The 15614-nt window shown below is 66.8% G+C and carries 13 protein-coding genes; 10 read left to right on the forward strand and 3 right to left on the reverse strand.

All coding sequences use genetic code 11. The annotated features are described in order from the left end of the window. Positions 1–34: 34 nt before the first annotated feature. The gene (locus BOO71_RS08255) at positions 35–2926 is read right to left on the reverse strand and encodes a GAF domain-containing protein (RefSeq protein ID WP_075831467.1); all 2892 of its coding nucleotides are present in this window, start codon (positions 2924–2926) and stop codon (positions 35–37) included. A gap of 273 nt (positions 2927–3199) precedes the next feature. On the opposite strand from BOO71_RS08255, the gene BOO71_RS08260 reads away from it, so the two are divergent. From BOO71_RS08260 to BOO71_RS08275, 4 genes are all read left to right on the forward strand, one after another. Then, entirely contained in the window at positions 3200–4219 is a 1020-nt protein-coding gene (locus BOO71_RS08260) for an aspartate-semialdehyde dehydrogenase (RefSeq protein ID WP_075831468.1), read from the forward strand. Between the two features lie 263 nt (positions 4220–4482). After that, on the forward strand, positions 4483–5424 hold the full coding sequence (locus tag BOO71_RS08265) for a dienelactone hydrolase family protein (protein WP_075831469.1): 942 nt from the start codon (positions 4483–4485) through the stop codon (positions 5422–5424). Positions 5425–5588: 164 nt separating this feature from the next. Continuing rightward, positions 5589–6479 carry a C39 family peptidase gene (locus tag BOO71_RS08270; protein WP_083653227.1) on the forward strand — a complete coding sequence of 297 codons (891 nt, stop codon included), beginning with the start codon at positions 5589–5591 and terminating at the stop codon, positions 6477–6479. A gap of 215 nt (positions 6480–6694) precedes the next feature. Then, positions 6695–8452, forward strand: coding sequence for a proline--tRNA ligase (locus BOO71_RS08275; RefSeq protein ID WP_075831471.1), 1758 nt, complete (start codon positions 6695–6697; stop codon positions 8450–8452). 10 nt (positions 8453–8462) lie between these two features. Here the strand turns inward: BOO71_RS08275 and BOO71_RS08280 are convergent, their stop codons facing one another. Next, positions 8463–9584 (reverse strand): GGDEF domain-containing protein, encoded by a 1122-nt coding sequence (locus BOO71_RS08280; RefSeq protein WP_075831472.1) that lies wholly within the window; start codon positions 9582–9584, stop codon positions 8463–8465. 122 nt (positions 9585–9706) lie between these two features. Between BOO71_RS08280 and BOO71_RS08285 the strand changes: the two genes are divergently transcribed. Further along, positions 9707–10342 carry a rhomboid family intramembrane serine protease gene (locus BOO71_RS08285; RefSeq protein WP_083653229.1) on the forward strand — a complete coding sequence of 212 codons (636 nt, stop codon included), beginning with the start codon at positions 9707–9709 and terminating at the stop codon, positions 10340–10342. A 10-nt stretch (positions 10343–10352) separates the two neighbouring features. On the opposite strand, the gene BOO71_RS08290 is transcribed toward BOO71_RS08285, so the two are convergent. After that, positions 10353–10970, reverse strand: a complete 618-nt coding sequence (locus BOO71_RS08290; RefSeq protein ID WP_075831473.1) for a VOC family protein — start codon at positions 10968–10970, stop codon at positions 10353–10355. A gap of 458 nt (positions 10971–11428) precedes the next feature. Between BOO71_RS08290 and BOO71_RS08295 the strand changes: the two genes are divergently transcribed. The 5 genes from BOO71_RS08295 (at position 11429) to BOO71_RS08315 (ending at position 15590) form a co-directional block, all read left to right on the forward strand. After that, positions 11429–13117: a long-chain fatty acid--CoA ligase gene (locus BOO71_RS08295; RefSeq protein WP_075831474.1), complete on the forward strand. Its 1689-nt coding sequence runs from the start codon at positions 11429–11431 to the stop codon at positions 13115–13117. 94 nt (positions 13118–13211) lie between these two features. Next, positions 13212–13970: a nucleotidyltransferase domain-containing protein gene (locus tag BOO71_RS08300; RefSeq protein ID WP_075831475.1), complete on the forward strand. Its 759-nt coding sequence runs from the start codon at positions 13212–13214 to the stop codon at positions 13968–13970. Between the two features lie 9 nt (positions 13971–13979). Then, positions 13980–14204 (forward strand): DUF433 domain-containing protein, encoded by a 225-nt coding sequence (locus tag BOO71_RS08305; RefSeq protein WP_075831476.1) that lies wholly within the window; start codon positions 13980–13982, stop codon positions 14202–14204. Continuing rightward, positions 14201–14572, forward strand: a complete 372-nt coding sequence (locus BOO71_RS08310) for a DUF5615 family PIN-like protein (protein ID WP_083653231.1) — start codon at positions 14201–14203, stop codon at positions 14570–14572. Before BOO71_RS08305 ends, BOO71_RS08310 begins: the two co-directional genes overlap by 4 nt. Before the next feature lie 10 nt (positions 14573–14582). Then, positions 14583–15590 (forward strand): alpha/beta hydrolase, encoded by a 1008-nt coding sequence (locus BOO71_RS08315; RefSeq protein WP_075831477.1) that lies wholly within the window; start codon positions 14583–14585, stop codon positions 15588–15590. Positions 15591–15614: the final 24 nt, after the last annotated feature.

The raw sequence follows: 15614 nt of genomic DNA on the forward strand, positions 1-15614 counted from the left end.
AACTAAATTGAACATCTCTCGGGCCTGCTTAGCCCTATCCCGGCAAACTGAACCTCAACACCGTTCCCTGCCCCGGCCCACTGTCCACGTTCAATTCTCCCCCGGCCAGGGCAACGCGCTCGCGCAGGCCCGTGAGGCCCAAATGCCCGGCCTGGGCGCGGGCCTCGGCCTGCTGGGGCGTGAAGCCCTGGCCGTCGTCGCTGATGACCACGTTCACGCCATCCTCCTCAAAAATGACGCGGATGGCGGCGCTGCCCGCCCCGGCGTGCTTGTCCACGTTGTTCAGCGCCTCCTGCGCCAGCCGGAAGATAGTAAGCTCGGTGGCCGCGTTCAGGCGGCGGTCATGGCCGCCGACTTCCAGACGGGTGGGCGTCTGGGCCTGCCCCGCCAGCCATTCCAGCGCGGGCAACAGCCCCAGATCGTCCAGCACGCTGGGGCGCAGGTTGCGGGCAAAGCGGCGCACGCTGTCCAGCGCGGCGTTCAGATCGGCCAGAATATCGTCGGCGCGTTCGCGCTGCTCGCCGCTCAACTCGCGTGCCAGCCGGGCCACGCGGCGGCCAGAGGCGGTCAGCACCTGCGCGGTATCGTCGTGCAGCTCGCGGCTGATGCGTTTGCGCTCCTCCTCCTGCGCCTGGGTGAACAGGGAGAGGTAGGTTCTCAATTCGCTCTGGCGGGAGGTGGCGGCCTCCAGCGCCTGCCCGCGCCGGGTGATCTCGTCGGCCAGGGTCTGGAGTTCGGACAGGTCACGGGCGACGAGCAGCACGCCGGAATGGGTTTCACCGGGGCCAGCCTCCACCGCACTCAGGCGGACTTCCAGGCGGTACGGGCCAATCTGAATCTCGGCGCGGCCCCCCGAAAGGCGGGTGCGGGCAGCGTCCCAGGCGGCACGCAGGGCGTTACGGGTGGCCGGGGTAGGCAAGGAGAGCAACCTCTCTCCCACCAGCGGCCCGGTCAGCGGTTCCAGCAACCGGGAGGCGGCGGGGTTGGCGTAGGTCACGGTCCCGCCCGCATCCGCGCTGAGGATCAGGTCATGTGCGCCCTCGGCCAGTTGGCGGTAACGGGCTTCCTCACGCTCCAGGGCAGACAGCAGCCGCACACGGATCAGCGTCTGGGCCATCTGATCGGCCACGCTGCGGGCCAGTTGCAGAACGTGATCGCCGGGAGCTTCCGGGCCGGGATCGTCGGCGTACAGAAAGCCCAGCGGGTGGGCCTCGTCGCCCAGCGGAACGATCAGCCCGCTACCCGCCACGGGCAGACACGCGCGGCGGGGCAGGGGGCGGGGGCCACGTCCCAGTTGGGCTTTCAACGAGGCCAGTTCTTCCGGTGTGGGCGGATACAGGTTGAACGTGGCGCAACGCAGCACCTCGCCCGCATCGTCGGTCAGGGCGATCAGACCGCGTCCGGCGTTCAGGGCCAGGGTGGTCAGGCGCACGGCCCCGGCCAGCGCGGCGTCGTCCTGACTCTCGCCCAGCACGCGGCCCACGTTCAGCAGCACGGCGGCCTCGCGTTCGCGGCGCAGTTCTTCCTCGTACAGGCGGGCATTTTCCACGGCCAGGGATGCCTGCGCGGCGAAGACCCCAGCCAGCGCCAGATCGTCGTCGTCCAGTGGCAATGGGGCCTCCCAGTACAGCGTCAGGGTGCCAAAAACCCCGGCGCGGGTGATCAGCGGCAGGCCCAGCACGCCCTTGTACGGGTAGCGGTTCTGGGCCAGCAACTGGCGGGTATAGCGGCTGCCACCGCCGGAATTGGCGTTCGCCAGATCGTGCGCGGCCACCGGTTCGCGTCGCTGGGCCGCCCGTCCGGTCACGCCCGCACCCATCTTGGCGCGCACCCGCAACACGTATTCGCTGGGCAGGCCCACGGCGCTGCGGATGCTCAGGGTGCGCCCGTCCGGCTGTGCCTCGTAGATGGCGGCGGCGTCGGCGCGGAACAGGGACATGGCCCGCTCCATCACGCGTGCGAGGGTGTCTCCCAAGTGCAAACTGCCCGCCAGCGCCGCCCCGGCCTCGCGCAGCGCCTCGGCGGCCTCGCGTTTGCGGGTTTCTATGCCGTAGAGGCGGGCGTTGTCAATCGCCAGAGATGCCTGCTCGGCCAGCGCCAGCACCAGGCGCGCGTCATCGTCGGTGGCGGTTGCGCCGGGTCTGCGGCTGTCCACGTACAGCACGCCCAGCGGCTGCCCACGCGCACTCAGGGGAGCGATCACCGCCGCTTCGGGGTTCAATTCCAGGAGGCCCTGGGCCATCGGTGAATCGGCGTCCCTGGCGCGTTCAAAGCGGATCGCCTCGCCCCGGCGGATCAGCGTTTCCAGGCTGACCGGGCCGACACCAATGCCCCCGGTGAACGTCTCGTCAAAGCCGTGCGAGAACACGTCGCCCGTTCTGGCCCCACCCTCGCCAAATTCGTTGAACAGGGCCACGAAGGCGCGAGAAAAACCCAGCGCCTGGGCCGCGCTCTGGGCCGTGCGGGTCAGCACCTCGGCCAGATCCAGACTGCCCGCCAGACGGCGCACCAGGGCTTCCACCGTTTCGGCCACGCGCCCACGTCCGCGCCGGGCCTCGCGCGCTTGCACGCCTTCCAGCGCCAGCGTCAGCAGCGGCACCAGCGCCGAGAGTTCCGCCACGCCTTCCGAACTGGCTCCCACAAATTCCAGCACACCCCCACCCTGGGAGAAACTGCCAAAGGGCAGGCAGACCAGCATGCCTTCTTCTAGCAGGCTGCCATCATCCATCGCCCGCCGGGCCAGCGCACCGTCGCTGAGGCCCAGGCCGCGTCCCTCCTGCGCCAGGGGTTCCAGGCGTCCGGCCCCCTCGGCCACCCAGACCTGAACGCCGTGCGCCGCCGTGACCTGACAGGCGCACTCCGCCAGCGCCTCTGCAAAAGCGCGGGCAGTCTGGGCAGCGGCGAGGGAGGGGGGCAGGGGGGTCATGGGTGGGAGAGTGAGCTAAATGGGCCTGTAACGGAGAGACTTCGGCAACTTCATTCTCGCATCTACTCACCGCACAGAGGAGAACAGCGCTGCCGCCTCTACCCGGACCCCTACTCCGGCCTAGCCAGCCCGCTTGACCCGTCCGCCCTCAGCCTCTACCTTGCGTCTATGAGCCGCGCCGTTTTCACCACGATGACTCCGTAGCGGCGGCCTGACTTCACTCAGCCGCCCGCAGACCGCGTGGCGGATTTTTTATTTCCAGGGAGAATGTTTATGCGCGTAGCCATTGTGGGAGCCACCGGAGCCGTCGGACACGAGTTGATGAGCGTGCTGGAAAAGAGCAGCCTGAAGTTTGACGAACTGCTGCTGTTCGCCTCACCGCGTTCGGCAGGCAGCAAACTGACCTTCAAGGGCCAGGAACTGACCGTGCAGGCCACCCCGGAAGGCGCAATTGACGCCGACGTGATCCTGGCCTCGGCAGGCGGCGCGATCAGCAAGGAAAAGGCCCCAGCGTGGGTGGCCGGGGGCGCAGTGGTGATCGACAATTCCAGCGCCTTCCGCTATGACCCGCAGGTGCCGCTGGTGGTGCCGGAAGTGAACGGCGAGGCCGCGCTGCACCACAAAGGCATCATCGCCAACCCGAACTGCACCACCGCCGTCGCCGTGCTGGCCGTGGCTCCCATCCACCGCGAGTACGGCGTCAAGCGCATGATTGTCTCTACCTATCAGGCCACCAGCGGAGCGGGCCAGAAGGGCATGGACGAACTGCTGGAGCAGACCCGCGTGTCGCTGGACGGCCAGACTGCCTCAAACGACGTTTTCGCGCACCCGATTCCCTTCAACGTGATTCCGCACATCGACGCCTTTCAGGACAACGGCTACACCAAGGAAGAGATGAAGGTGGCCTGGGAAACCCGCAAGATCATCGGGGACGAGTCTTTGAAGATCAGTTGCACGGCGGTGCGGATTCCCACCCTGCGGACGCACAGCGAGGCGATCACGCTGGAACTGGAGCGGCCCGCCACCCCGGACGCCGTGCGCGAACTGCTGTCCCGCTCTGCCGGGGTGGAAGTGCGCGACAACCCAGGGGAAGGGCTGTACCCGATGCCTCTAACCGCCAGCGGCAAATACGACGTGGAAGTGGGCCGCATCCGCGCCAGTCTGGTGTTCGACGGCGGCATCGACCTGTTCGTGGCCGGGGATCAACTGCTCAAGGGCGCAGCCCTGAACGCCGTGCAGATCGCGGAGTATTTGCAGGAACATGGTGCATTGAAAGAAAAGCAGCGAGTTTAAGACAACCCCGCATTCCAAACCCCTTTCCACAGCGGAGAGGGGCTTTTCGTTGCATGACAGATGAGCGCCACGGTGCGCCCCAATCACCTGAACCCTGAAATCTGAGCGCCGCACACAGATCGAGGCTGGTCCGACATGTTAACTTCAGGTCAGATCGTTTAACATCACGGCTTTTCGCCCCCCGTCTGTCTGGTATGGACTGAGGGCGTTCTTTTACCCCCGCCCAGGGCTGCGGCCCGCCCCCTTTCAGGAGGTTGACCCCTATGGCACAAGACCGTCAGGACCTGTTCCGTTACGTTGTCGAGGAATTTGCAGAGGACTACCACGAGGGCGAGTTGCAGCGCCGCGAGTTCCTGCGCCGCATGACCCTGCTGGGCGGCGGCGTGGTGGGCGCGCGGGTGCTGCTGACCTCGCTGGGCATCGCGGAAATCACTTCCGCCGAGCTGGCGAGCGCCCAGACTGCGCCGCCCCAGCCTGACCCGGCCAAGGGTGCGGGCATGGTGGACCCGCGTGACCCGGCCATCTCGGTCAAACCCGTGACCTATGAAGCCAACGGCTTTACCAACCTAGCGTATCTGGCCCGCCCGGCGGGCAATGCTCCCGCACCCGGCGTCATCGTCATCCACGAGAACAAGGGGTTGCAGCCGCACATTCAGGACGTCGCGCGCCGACTGGCGAAGGCCGGATATATCGCGATGGCCCCGGATCTGGTGTCTAAAATTGGCGGCACCCAGCAGTACATCGACACCGCGCAGATTTCCAGCTATCTGGCACAGACCTCTGGCGACGAGCATGTGGCGAATCTGCAAGCGGCGCTGGCCGTTCTCAAGACGCAGCCGGGCGTGCAGAAGATTGGCGCGGTGGGCTTCTGCTTTGGCGGCGGCCTGACCTGGCGGCTGGCCACCGAAGCGCCGGAACTGGTGGCTGCCGTGCCCTTTTACGGTCCTGCCCCCGACGCCGCGAAGGTGCCGGACATCAAGGCCGCCGTACTGGGCATCTACGGCGGCACCGACACCCGCATCAACGCTGGGATTCCCGCCCTGGAAACGGCACTCAAGGCGGCAGGCACCACCCACGCCACCAAGATTTATGACGGCGCGGGCCACGCCTTCAACAACGACACGGGCGGCAGTTATGTCAAGGCCGCAGCCGACGACGCCTGGGCACAGACGCTGGCGTGGTTCGACAAGTACCTGAAAGCGTAAACCAACCTGTCTGGAGCTTGGGCCGGAAGCGTGGGCTTCCGGCCCATAGCTGTGTGGGAGACGCGGCATACGTTCAGTCGATTCGCAAGCATCGCTCAATATTGAATAAAGTCCGCTCATCTGATGAAACACCCGTCTGGTACGGTCTTCCACCACACTGGAGTATGTCGATGACCTTTCGCCTGCTGCTCCTGGCGGGCCTGATCCTGAACGCCAGCGCCGCCGCCGCCCCAGCCAACGCCAGTCTCAAAAACATCAGGCACGAGTACCAGGGGCCGGACAACTGTGCGCCCGTCACCGCCCTGACCGTGCTGGGTTATTACGGCACGCGCGTCACGCAGACGGCGGCGGCAACAGCCATGAAGGATTATCCCGGCGATCCGCAGGTCAGCAGTCTGGAACTGGCGGCCTACCTGGGGAGATTCGGCCTGCGAAGTGTCATCCGCTACGCGGGCACTCCCGAAGTGCTGCGTGAACTGGTGTCGCGTGGGTTCCCTGTGGTGGTGCAGCAACGCCTGAAACCCGGCAGCAATGTGGCGCACTTCCGCACAGTGTACGGGTACAGCGGCGGCTCGTTTCTCCTGAGCGATCCTCTGCGCGGCCCGTCCCTGCGCCTGAGCAGCGCGGAGATGACCGAGCTGTGGCGCTTTTACAACGGCGAGTATCTGGTGGCCTACCCCCCTGCCAGAGAGGCCGAGGTGCGGGCGGCGATGGGCGACGACTTCAACGCCACAGCCAACTGGCAAAATGCCCGGCGAACGGGCGAGCAGGCGGTGAAGGCGCGGCCCGGCGATCCCTACGCGTGGTGGGGGCTGGCGAAAGCCACCCTGCGCCTGGGCGACGCCGAGAAGGCGGCCTACCAGTTTGATCAGGCCGTGAATCTGGGCGTGCCGACCATCTATTACCTGTACCGCCAGGAAGCCTTCGAGGCGTGGACGCAGGCGGGCTGGTACACCAAAACGCTGCAAATCACCGGACGCGCGCTGGACGCCTTTCCCAGAAGCAAGGAGTTGCAGAAATTCAGTGCGCTGGCGGCACAGGCGCTGGGCGACTAAACCCACTTGACCCGCCCCTTCCCCGGCCTGTACCCTTTGGCCCATGAGCGAGCAGACGATCCCCCACATGCAGCGGTCCAGTGACCTGCTGCGTGTTGGTGCGGGCCTGCCCGTGCGCCCGCCGCCCTCTGGGGTGTAAAGACGTCATTTTTGCCGAGTGCGCGCATCTGTCGCGCCTGATCCGTCGTTTTTACAATTCAGAAGGGAGAACACAAATGCGCCTATCGCAAGGCTCCTTCGTCACGCGGCGGGAAACGCCGTCCGTGGCGGACACGCGCGGCACGGAAATGCTGCTGCGCGCCGGATTTATCCGTCAACTGGGCAGCGGCCTGTACGCCATGCTGCCGCCCATGACCCGCGTGCTGCACAGGCTGGAAGCACTTATTCGCCATGAGCTGGAAGTCGCGGCGCAGGAGGTCAGCTTTCCGCTGCTGCAACCCGCCGCGCTGTGGCGGCAGTCCGGGCGCTGGGACGCCTACACCCGCGCCGAGCAGATCATGTTCGCCGTAACAGACCGTGCAGGACGTGAACTGGCGCTGGCCCCCACCCACGAGGAAGCCGCCGTGGCCGTGGCCCGCGAGCTGGTGGGCAGTTACCGCGATCTTCCCCTGAGCATCTACCAGATCGGGCGCAAGTTCCGCGACGAGCTGCGGCCCCGCGCCGGATTGCTGCGGACGCGCGAATTTGTCATGAAGGATGCCTACAGCTTCCACGCCACGTCCGAGGATCTGGCCCGGACCTTCGAGGTCATGGGCGACGCCTACGCCCGCATCCTGACCCGGCTGGGCGCGGACTGGCGCGCGGCGCAGGCCGACAGCGGAATGATCGGTGGGACCGGGAGCCGCGAATACCTGATGCTGTCCGATGTGGGGGAAGACGAGGTGCTGTATACCGCCGACGGCCTGTACGCGGCCAATGCCGAACAGGCCGTCTCGCACGCCCACCCGGCCCCGGCCAGTCCGTTCACGACTTTCGAGCGCCGCCAGACGCCCGGCACGCCCACGGTGGCGAGCGCCTGCGCCGTGCTGGACTGCGAACCCGCACACATGATTAAAAACGTGCTGTATGAGGCCGAGTATCTGAACGGCGATCAGACCTCCACCCGGCCCATCCTGGTCAGCCTGCGCGGCGATCACAGCGTCAACGCGGTCAAGCTGTGGAACACCGTGTCCGCGCGGGTGGAGGGAACGCTGACCGCGCTGGAGGTGGCCGATACAGAGAAGTGGGCCACCAGTCTGCCGCTCGGCTACATCGCCCCTGATTTGCCGGACAGCGCAGACGGCCCATTCCTGCGCCTGTGCGACGAGGCAGCGGCGGGGTTGCGGAACTTCACCACGGGCGCGAACGAGACCGACTGGCATATGGTGGGCGCGAACTGGGACCAGCACTTCCCACTCCCCGAAGTCGCCGATCTGCGGCAGGCCCAGGCGGGCGAGGTGTCCACCCACGATCCGGCCCAGCCACTGCTGTCGGCGCGAGGCATCGAGGTAGGCCACATCTTTCAGCTCGGCACACGCTACACGGGGGCGCTGGGGATGACCTACGCGACGGCGGATGGCAGCTCGCAGACGCCCACGATGGGCTGCTACGGCCTGGGCGTGACCCGGCTGGCGGCGGCGCTGGCCGAGCAATGTGCAGACGAACGTGGTCTGGTCTGGCCCGCTGTCATCGCCCCGCACGAGGTCATCCTGACCGTGGTGGACATGAAAGACGCCGCCCAGGTCGAGGCCGCCGAAACCCTTTACGCCGAACTCCGGGCCGCTGGCATAGACGCCCTGCTCGATGACCGTCCCCTCCGGGCAGGCGTCAAATTCGCCGACGCGGACCTGACTGGCATTCCCTGGCGCGTAACGCTGGGGCGCGGAGTGGCCGGGGGCCGGGCGGAAGTCAGGGAGCGGCGTGGGGGCGAGGTTCAGGAGATCAATCTGGCAGAGATGGTCCAGTACGTCCGGGACCGTCTGGGCCAGCCCTAGCCACCCCGCATCAGCAGAGGGCGGACTCCTCCAGTTCCGCCTCACCCCGCACGACGGCCCGGTCCCGGCCCGAGGACTTGGCGGCGTACAGGGCGGCATCGGCGCGCGCCAGCAACCCGCTGAAGTCCTCGCCCACCCGGACACTGCTGGAGCCGATGCTGGCCGTCACCCCAAGGTGCTGCGGCCAGTTCCAGGCGCGGAATTCGGCCAGCAGTCGTTCGGCGCGGACCCCGGCACGCTCGGGTGGCGTGCCCGGCATCACCACGATAAATTCCTCGCCTCCCCAGCGGCCCACCGTGGGCGGCGGCGAACCTTTTTCAGTGGCGCAGTTTCGCAGCACCTGCGCCGCCGCCACCAGCACCTCGTCGCCGACGCCGTGGCCGTGGCGGTCATTGATGCGCTTGAAGTGGTCCAGATCGATCAGAAACAGCGAACCGGCCTGCCCCTGCGCCGCGTCCCGGAGCAGGGCCTCGACAGCCGGGTAGACGGCGTGGCGGTTGGGCAGGCCAGTCAGGGCGTCCGTGAAAGCCATCCGGCGCAGCAGTTCCTGGCTCTGGGTCTGGCTGGCGTACTGGGTGCGGAACCACGACAGACCCCACACCAGCAGAAACACCAGCAGGGCATTGAGCTGCACCCGCACCAGCCCGGAAGCGGAGGATGCGGCATAGGTGGTGGGCAGCAGCCACGGCAGCAGCAGGCAGAAGGACAGATAGGTCAGGTTGAAGGGAGTGGCGCGGCGCGGCGGCAGGGCCAGAAAGGCCAGCACGCAGACACTGATCACGGCCCAGTACGGCCCGCTGTTGGGATAGGCCCCCGGCAGCGCGGCGGCACCCAGACTGACCAGCACGATGTGGGCCATGCTCGCGGCGGCCAGCACCACGACGGAGGCCACCTCGGCGACGATCAGCGCCCGGCCTGACAGCAGCCACCACAGGTTCAGGGCACTCAGCCCCAGCAGCGACGGGGCGACGTATTGCAGGTACGGCTCGGGCAGATTCAGCGTTCGTTGCATGACGACGCCGAACAGCAGCAGCGCCATGCCGCAGACCACCGCGCCGATGTACAGCCGCCGCCGGACCGTCTCGCCGTAGGGGTCACGGCTCGGCAGGTGAAGGGCGGCTTGCGGGTCCATGCTGCCCCAGGATAGTCAATTCGCTCTTGCCGCCACCTGACAGCCCAGGGATTGGGCCAGCAAAATCTGTTTGCCGATTCCGCTCCACCGCACCTCATGCGCCCGTCCCGCAGACTGGGGGGATGAGACCGTCCCCGCCCCCGGTTCGCCCCAGGAAGTCCCCGCTTGCGCCGGGGCGTCCGCAGATCGGCCCCGCGCTGTGGACCACTGCCGCACTGATCGCGCTGATCTGGGTGCAGGAAATCGTCGATCTGTTCGGCTTCGGCGGGCGGCTGGACTATTACGGCATCGAGCCGCGCGTGCCCGGCACCTTCTGGCATGTGCTGACCGCGCCGTTCCTGCACTACGGCTTTCCACACCTGATCGCCAACACCGTGCCACTGGCGGTCCTGGCCTTCATGAGCGCGGTGCGCGGCGTGGGGCGCTTTCTGGCGGTCACGCTGGTGGTGGCGGTGGTGGGCGGCGGGCTGGTGTGGCTGCTGGGGCGCGGCGGCAGCGTGCATCTGGGGGCCAGCGAACTGATCTTCGGCTATCTGGCCTATCTGCTGGGCGTGGGCTGGTGGGAGCGCACCCCCGCCGCGATTGGCGTGGCGGTGGTGGCCGCCGTGCTGTACGGCAGCATCATCTGGGGCGTGCTGCCGGGCAATCCGGCGGTGTCCTGGGAGTCGCACCTGTTCGGTTTTCTGGCGGGTTTGCTGGCGGCGGCGCTGCTGCATGGGCGCAGGCCAGGGAAGGCGGCTGGGCAAAAACGAGGATAAGTTTCTCGCCTCACCACTCGCCCAGAGTTACCAGTCCATTCGGCGTTTCCAGCACCGCGCGCAGTTCGGCCTGCGGGGCTTCGTAGACCTCCACCTCGCCCACGAAATCAAGGGCATCCAGAACGGCGCGCAGGGTGTCGGGCTTGGGCGTGCCCAGTCGCAACTTTCCCAGCCGCACGCCCACATCGGTCAACCGTGTGGGGGGCGGGGGCGTGTGCCACACGATGCGGGAGGGAGCAACGCCGTGCATCGGTAGCCCGCCGTCTTCAGGCACAGTCAGCGCCCAGCGGTTCTCGCCGCGCCTGAGTTCCAGCACCTCCGGCCCAGGCGTCAGCGTTTCCACCGCCGCCACCCAGTGGATCAGCGCGGGGCCGTCCTTCAGGCGCTCTTTCAGCTCCGGCGTGTCCAGCCCGAACCAGCGCGGGCGAGTGGGGGCGGGGGCGTCCGGGTCGATGGCGATCACTTCCAGATACAGGTCTGGCCCCAGCGAGAGCAGCGCGTTATGGGTGCCGAAATTCTCGTGTTTTCCGCCGTCCTGCATGGGCAGGTCCAGACGGCCTTCGAGCCACGCGCGGCCCTCCGGCAAGGTGCGGGCGGCGATGACCAGATGATCCAGGGTGGCGGGCATGGGCGCAGCATACGCAAATCGTGATTTTCAGTCTTGAATGGTGGCCCCACCCACGCGCACGCTGGGGCATGAATCTGCTGCGCTGGCTTTCAGGGGTGTTTCGCCGGGACACGCAAAGCCCCACTCCGCCGCGTGACGATCAGGATGACGGCGTGGGTGTGCTGGTCCCCGCCGGGCCACGTCCGCTGCGGGGTGGGGCGCATGCGAAGCCGCCTGTGCCGGAGAGGGAGCGGCATGACAGGCCGCGCCGATAAGCCCTCCAGGCAGCAAGCCCGCCGTCTGTGGCGGGTTTTTTCGTCTCTCTACGCCTGCCTGCCAGAAGAACGCACGCGAAAATACGTCTCCCGCGCCCGGCAATCTCTATACTCGGCCCAAACATCAAAGATTCCAGACCGGGTGGCCGCCAGACGCCGCCGCCGTTTTTCTTCTTTTTTCCAACTCTCCACGGAGGCACGACTATGCAAGGCAACATGATGGACGTTCAACTGACGGTTCCCACCATTCTGGAGCGGATTCGCGGGCAGTACAAAACCCGTGAGGTGGTCAGTCTGCTGGCGGCGGGCCGCGACGAGGCGGGCAATCCGGTTGCCAAGAAGCACCGCATCAGTTACGGCGAGGTGGCGGACCGCTCCCTGCGCCTAGCGAACGGTCTGCTGGGCCTGGGCTTGCAGAAGGGAGACCGGGTGGCGACGCTGGCCGTCAACTCCTTCCGGCATCTGGAGGCGTATCTGGGCGTGCCCAGCGCGGGTCTGGTGCTGCACACCGTCAACATCCGGCTGCACCCCGAACAGGTGGCCTGGATCCTGAACGATGCCGAGGACCGCGTACTGATGATCGAGAACGTCTTCGCGGCCATGATCCCGGCCCTGAAAGATGCCTGCCCCAAACTGGAACACGTCATCGTGATGGGGCCGCTGCCGCAGGCGATGCCCGGCGTGCAGGACTACGACACCTTCGTGACGGAGGCAGAGCCGTTGCCCCGTTACCCGCGCCTGGACGAGAACGACGCGGCGGCCATGTGCTACACCTCCGGCACCACGGGGAACCCCAAGGGCGTGGTCTACACGCACCGCTCCACCGTGCTGCACTCGCTGGTCAGCGCCCCCAAGGACGCCCTGAACGTGGGCGAGGCCGACAGCGTGCTGCCCATCGTGCCGATGTTCCACGTCAACGCCTGGGGCCTGCCCTACACCTGCGCCATGTACGGCGCGAAACAGGTCTTCGCCGGGGTCTTCAGCGACGGTAAGAGCATCGCCACGCTGCTTCAGGATGAGGGAGTGACCGTCACGGCGGGCGTGCCCACCATCTGGATGGGCCTGCTAGGCGAGCTGGACCGCGCGAAAGAGGCTGGAGAGCCGTACAAACTGGCGGGGCTGGAACGCCTGATCGTGGGCGGCAGCGCCGCGCCGGAATCCATGATCCGCGCCTTCCAGACGCGCCATGACCTGACCATGCTGCAAGCCTGGGGCATGACCGAAACGCACCCGCTGGGCACGGCCAGCAGCCTGCCCTTCGATGTGGACGCCAACAGCGACGAGGGCTTCAAGCTGCGTGCCAAGCAGGGCCGCACCGTGCCGCTGATCACGCTGGATATCGTGGACGCGGGGCGCAAACGTCTGCCCCACGACGGCAAGACGATGGGCAACCTGATCGCGCGCGGCCCGTGGGTGGCCAACAGCTACTACAAGGGCGCGGGCCAGGACAACTTCTTTGAGCTGGACGGCGAGCTGTGGTTTGACACCGGGGACATCTCCACGCTGGACGAGCGCGGCTACATGCACATCCAGGACCGCAGCAAGGACCTGATCAAGTCGGGCGGCGAGTGGATCAGCAGCGTGGACCTGGAAAACGCCATCATGGCGCACCCCGCCGTGGCGCAGTGCGCCGTCATTGCGATGGACGATCCCAAGTGGGACGAGCGCCCGCTGGCGGTGGTGGTCCCGCGCCCCGGTCAGAGCGTGACCCATCAGCAGTTGATTGAATTGCTGGAACCTCATTTCGCCAAGTTCTGGCTGCCCGACGCCACCGTGCTGACCGACAGCATTCCCATCGGCGCAACTGGCAAGTTCCTGAAGCGCGAACTGCGCGAGGAATACCGGGGCTACTCGGCAGGCAACTCGCCGGAGCGGACCGAGCAGCCCGGATAACCCACTCAACATTTCAGCGCCGCCTTCCAGCCTAGGGGCGGCGCTGAGCTTTTTGGCCCATGTCGGGAAGAGGGCAGCATGTCAAGCTCTGGTCATGTCTTTTGAAACGGTGCTAAGCGGGGTCCTGCCCGAACTCCAGCAGGAGCAAGGCATACAGGCCATCTTCCTGACTGGCAGCGTGGCGCGCGGCACGGCGGACGGGTTCAGCGATCTGGACATCAGCGTGCTGGTGGCCTCCGACAGCTTCGTTCGTAACACCGTGAGCTACCGCGATGGCGTGCTGCTCAGCATTGAACGCTCCACCGCCGCGCAGCGGGCCAGGGCTTTCGCGGAACCGGAAACGGCGTTGTGGAACCTCGTCTCGCTGCAAACGGGTCAGCCGCTGCACGATCCGCACGGCATTTTTGCTGATCTACAAGCGCGGGCGCGGGCCGTGCAATGGGCCGATCTGGCCGCCAGAGCCGACGCGCGGGCTGCCGAACTGCTGGCCGACAACGCCGAGGAACTGCACAAGGTCATGGGCGGCCTGCACAGCGGCGACGACGCGAAGGTGGCCTATGCCTGCCTGCTCCTGACGTTCTCGCTGGGCAAAGTGGCGCTGCTGGTGGCCGGAACGCCGCTGCCCAGCGAAAACGTCTTTCTCAGCCGGGCGCGGGATGCCTGGGCCGATGCGGAGTGGACCAGGGCCTACGGCGTGCTGGCGGGGCTGGAAGAGGGCAACGTTCAAGTGAAAGGTTTTGCAGCTCTGAGTGCTTACTGCCGCGCGGTGGCGCTGATTCGCTGGACGGAGGGGCCGGAGCGGGAGCTGGCGCGTGGGGCAGCGGCGCGGGCGGCGGCTTTTCAGGCGCGGTAGACTGAGGCCATGTCCCAGCGCATCATGATTGACCCAATGGTCTGCAATGGCCGCCCAGTGGTGCGCGGCACCCGGATCACGGCGCAGACCATCGTGGAATTTCTGGCGGCGGGCGACAGTATTGAGGACGTGCTGGAGGAATACCCAGTCCTGACCCGCGAGGACGTGCTGGCGTGCCTGACGTACTCCTCGCAGGTGATGGGCCACCGCTTTGCCGTGGACCGCATGGCTTGAACCCGCACGGGTATCTGCTTGACGAGAACCTCTCGCCGCGTCTGCGCCTGGGATTCGCCGAAGAATGGAGAGTCGTCCATGCACGCGAACTGGGCGATCAACCCACCGATCTGGCCCTCTGGGAATACGCCCGCGCCGAACGTCTTGTTCTGGTGACCAAAGATGCTGATTTTACCGACATGGCCCTGCTGCAAGGGCACCCGCCGCCCTGGGTGGTGCGCCTCCACTGCGGCAACCTGCGGGCGCGGGACATGCGGCTTTTTCTGGAAGCGCACTGGCAGACCGTGGAGGCCAGATTGCCAGAGTGCGGCGTAATCAACGTTTACCCAGACCGTGTGGAAGGACTGATCCTGGCGGCTGGACCGTAGAATCCCCCCTATGGCCGTCTCCGTCTCCGGGCAACTCGTGACCTTCAGCCCCCCACCCGGCGCAGTGGCCCTGGTGGGGGATTTTACCGACTGGCGCAAGCAGGAGCCTTTGCCCGTGCTAGCGGGGCAGCCCATCACCCTGAGCCTGCCGCGCGGCGCGTGGGTGGAATACGCCTGGCTGGACGCGGCGGGCGTGGCGTTTGCGGACCCCGACAATGCCCAGAAATCCCTGAATCCGTGGTGGCCCTACCCGCGCGCGGCGGTGGTGGGCGAGTACGCGCGCCATCCGCTGTGGCTGGCCCCGGAAGCCACGCGGAAGGGGACCGCCCAGCGCCTGACCTGGGAGGGCACCGTCTTTCCCGGCACCCGCCGCGCCATCGTCTACACCCCGCACGGCTACACGGCTGGTACGCCGATTCCGGTGTATTACGTGCAGGACGGCGTGGCCTTCTACCGCACCGGCAAACTGGGCGAGGTGATGGACCGCGCGGTGGAGGCGGGGCTGGCAGCGGGCGCAGCGCTGGTGTTCGTGGAGCCAGGGGACCGCAACGAAGAGTATTACCTCAATGACCGTTACCTGGACTTTCTGACGCAGGAGGTTTTTCCGCGTGTGGAGGGCGAACTGGTCACGGTTCAGGCGCGTGGTCTGTGGGGCGCGAGCCTGGGCGGGCTGATCTCGCTGTATCTGGGGGGGCAGCACCCGGAACTGTTCAGCCGCGTCGTGAGCCACAGCGGAGCCTTCATCGCCAGACCTGGGGCAAAGGACCCAGCAGGCGTGATTGACACCACCGGGGCTGGGGAATGGCTGCTGGAGGAGTTGCGCCAGACTCCGCCCACGCACCTGAAAACCAGTCTGGATACCGGGGTGCTGGAATGGCTGACCGGGCCAAATCGCCGCATGGCGGGCCTGTTCGCGGATCTGGCCCTGCCGCACCAGTACCGCGAATACCCCAGCGGCCATAACTGGGTGACGTGGCGCGAGGCGCTGCCAGAGGCGTTTTTATACATGCAGGGCTAGGAAGCGTCTGAAGGCCAGAAGTCA

Origin of the sequence: Deinococcus marmoris (assembly GCF_001949125.1) — a bacterium.
Lineage (GTDB): Bacteria > Deinococcota > Deinococci > Deinococcales > Deinococcaceae > Deinococcus > Deinococcus marmoris_A.